Source organism: Neisseria viridiae (assembly GCF_962747995.1).
Taxonomy (GTDB): Bacteria; Pseudomonadota; Gammaproteobacteria; order Burkholderiales; family Neisseriaceae; genus Neisseria; species Neisseria viridiae.
The window spans coordinates 1-2,369 of sequence record NZ_CAUJAJ010000034.1 but is presented as its reverse complement, the minus strand read 5'-3'; the positions used below and the strand labels follow the sequence as shown (position 1 = coordinate 2,369).

The following is a 2,369-nucleotide window of genomic DNA, read 5'->3' as shown; positions in this document are numbered from 1 at the left end:
CTTATATATTGCGTCCCTAAGAAGGGACGATTAACAAAAATTAACGCCCTTTACTTTATTCGAGTAACAGGGCTTTTTTGTTGCCCGTCGTTTAAGGGATACCGCTATGAAAGACAAGATGGAAGATATCAAGAAAGCGTTTGCCGCCGACATGGCGGACGCGCAAGCGGACGGCAAGGCGGCGGCAGACGCTTCAAATCGTCCCCCCTTATCTAACAGGGGGGGTACAGAAACCGAAACGGCGGGCAGGGTTCAGGAAGTCTTCGAATGTTACGAAACGTACATAACGGACGGCAAAGGAAACCTGTTAGGCGTTCCTCTTCGGCGCGGTGTATCAGATTCGGCTTTCATTGATCAAATTAGCTTTTCATTTCATGAAAAAACCTTTTTCGATAAATACGGCGTTCGTGTAAGTCTTTTGGAAGACGAAGATTTCATTCGTGCCGCGTCCATGCTCGCCGAAGAAGTTTTCGGTTTCGGTATATACAAAGAATCCAAAGGTTCGGGCGGTCGTTTCTATGAGCGTTGTTGGTTGATGGGTTCGGAAGATGCACTATACGGTCGCGTCCATTTTGGCGGACAAAACAATACCATTCTTTTCGAACTGACCGGCACCGGTTGCGGCGTCGCAAAAGAAGGTTGGGAATCCCGACTTTTCGCATTTCTGACTAATGCAATCCGCCCAAAAATCACACGCGTTGACATCGCAAAAGACTTTTTCAACGGCGAATACAGCCCGAACCAAGCCCGTGAAGACCGAAATAAAGGTATGTTTACCTGTCATCACGTAAAACCAAAAGGCGAATGTTTGGGGTCAGATTGGGAAGAAGACGATGAAGCCAAAATGACCAAAGGCAAGACCTATGGTATCGGCTCCCGTGAATCGTCAAAATATGTCCGCGTCTATGAAAAAGGCAAGCAGTTGGGCGATAAAACAAGCATTTGGACGCGCTTTGAAATCGAATTCAAAGCAAAAGACATTGTTATCCCTTTCGAGGTTTTGCAGAATCCGGGCGAATATTTCGGCGGTGCATATCCTGTTTGTGAAAGCTTTTCACAAAAGGCAAAGCGCATACATGCGGTTAAGGAAAATAAGGTCATTTCAGCCGACCGTTATCTTGAATGGGTGAAAAAACAGTTTGGACGTGCGGCAAACGGTCTGAAATTCATTTTTCCCGAACTGGACAAAGCAAAACTGTTTGAACTGATTGAGCCGGGTCATCACAAGCTGCCCAAGTCTTTGGCTCCCGAATCCTACGATTGCGCCTTTTTGAAAGCCCAAGCTATTCATGAACAGCCAGCATTCAAACCGTACAAAGACCCTTACAGAATGTACGAATATTACGAGAATCTTGAAAAGCAGCTTGAACAGCAAAAACACGTCAACAATGAAGAAAGTTACTACTATTTCATGTATGACAAATACGCAAATTTACCAGTTTCATGGGCTTAAAGCGTCTGCCCGAAAGACGTTTAATCACACAAGGAAACCAAAAAATGAACATCCAACTTCAAGCCCATATCGTCGGCGTTAAAAAATTCAACGGACAAATCGAAGGCAAGAACTTCGACTATTGCCGCCTGATTGTCGCCACACCCTTAGACAGCTCCCAAGGCAACGCATTGGGCAGCTCTACTACTGAATATGATTTCGGCGGCTCTGCCAACTTCGAGCAGTTACGAAACGCCCAATTTCCCATCGAAGCAAACCTGAACGTGGAAATAGTTACTACGGGCAAAACCCAAAAACTGAAAGTCATCGGTTTTCAACCCGTTAAGAAAGGCTGATTGAATGCAGAAAGTCTATGTTGTCCAGTCCGTATCAACAGGGGACTTTCTGTATCTATCTCCTGAAACGGGCGATATCGGACATACCAAATTAATTACAAATGCCGATTATTTCTACGACTTCGAAGAAGCGATTAACGCAGGTTTGGAAGAAATCGGCAACCAATACGAATTTGTCGTATTCGGATTTTTGAAAGACTGAAAAATGAATCAGAAAGTACCCCTATCATTTAAATTAAGTTTGGGCGGGTTGGTTTTTTTCCTAGTTGTTTTAATTGTATCGGTTTGGTACCTGTACTTTTAAAAGACTTGCGGTAAGTCTCAAAAAACCCGCATTACTTTTTTATTAACCCTTATTGAAAGGAAAACGCTATGAAACTCTTAAACGTAGCAAAAAAATATGGCAATAAAGTTATTGCTGTAACAGCCCTGTCAACCGCTTCCGCTTTGGCTGCTGCCGAAGGCGTCGATTTGTCAGCTATTGGTACGACCGCTGCCGCTGAGATTGCAAAATTTGCCGTAATGGTATCAGCAATCGGTGCTGCCGTTCTGTCGGTTATCGTGTTGATGCAAGGCTTCCG

The 2,369-nt window shown here is 44.4% G+C and carries 4 protein-coding genes; all 4 read left to right on the top strand.

The genetic code is table 11. From position 1 onward, the window contains the following. The first annotated feature begins 106 nt into the window (after window positions 1-106). Window positions 107-1,453 (top strand): replication initiation factor domain-containing protein, encoded by a 1,347-nt coding sequence (locus Q9J79_RS10230; protein ID WP_301912610.1) that lies wholly within the window; start codon window positions 107-109, stop codon window positions 1,451-1,453. A gap of 44 nt (window positions 1,454-1,497) precedes the next feature. Continuing rightward, a complete protein-coding gene (locus Q9J79_RS10225; RefSeq protein WP_301912611.1) occupies window positions 1,498-1,788 on the top strand; it encodes a hypothetical protein in 291 nt (96 codons plus the stop codon). 4 nt (window positions 1,789-1,792) lie between these two features. Beyond that, window positions 1,793-1,990 (top strand): hypothetical protein, encoded by a 198-nt coding sequence (locus tag Q9J79_RS10220; RefSeq protein WP_002215770.1) that lies wholly within the window; start codon window positions 1,793-1,795, stop codon window positions 1,988-1,990. Between the two features lie 170 nt (window positions 1,991-2,160). After that, a partial coding sequence (locus tag Q9J79_RS10215) for a hypothetical protein (protein WP_304685320.1) occupies window positions 2,161-2,369 on the top strand: 209 nt, incomplete at its 3' end.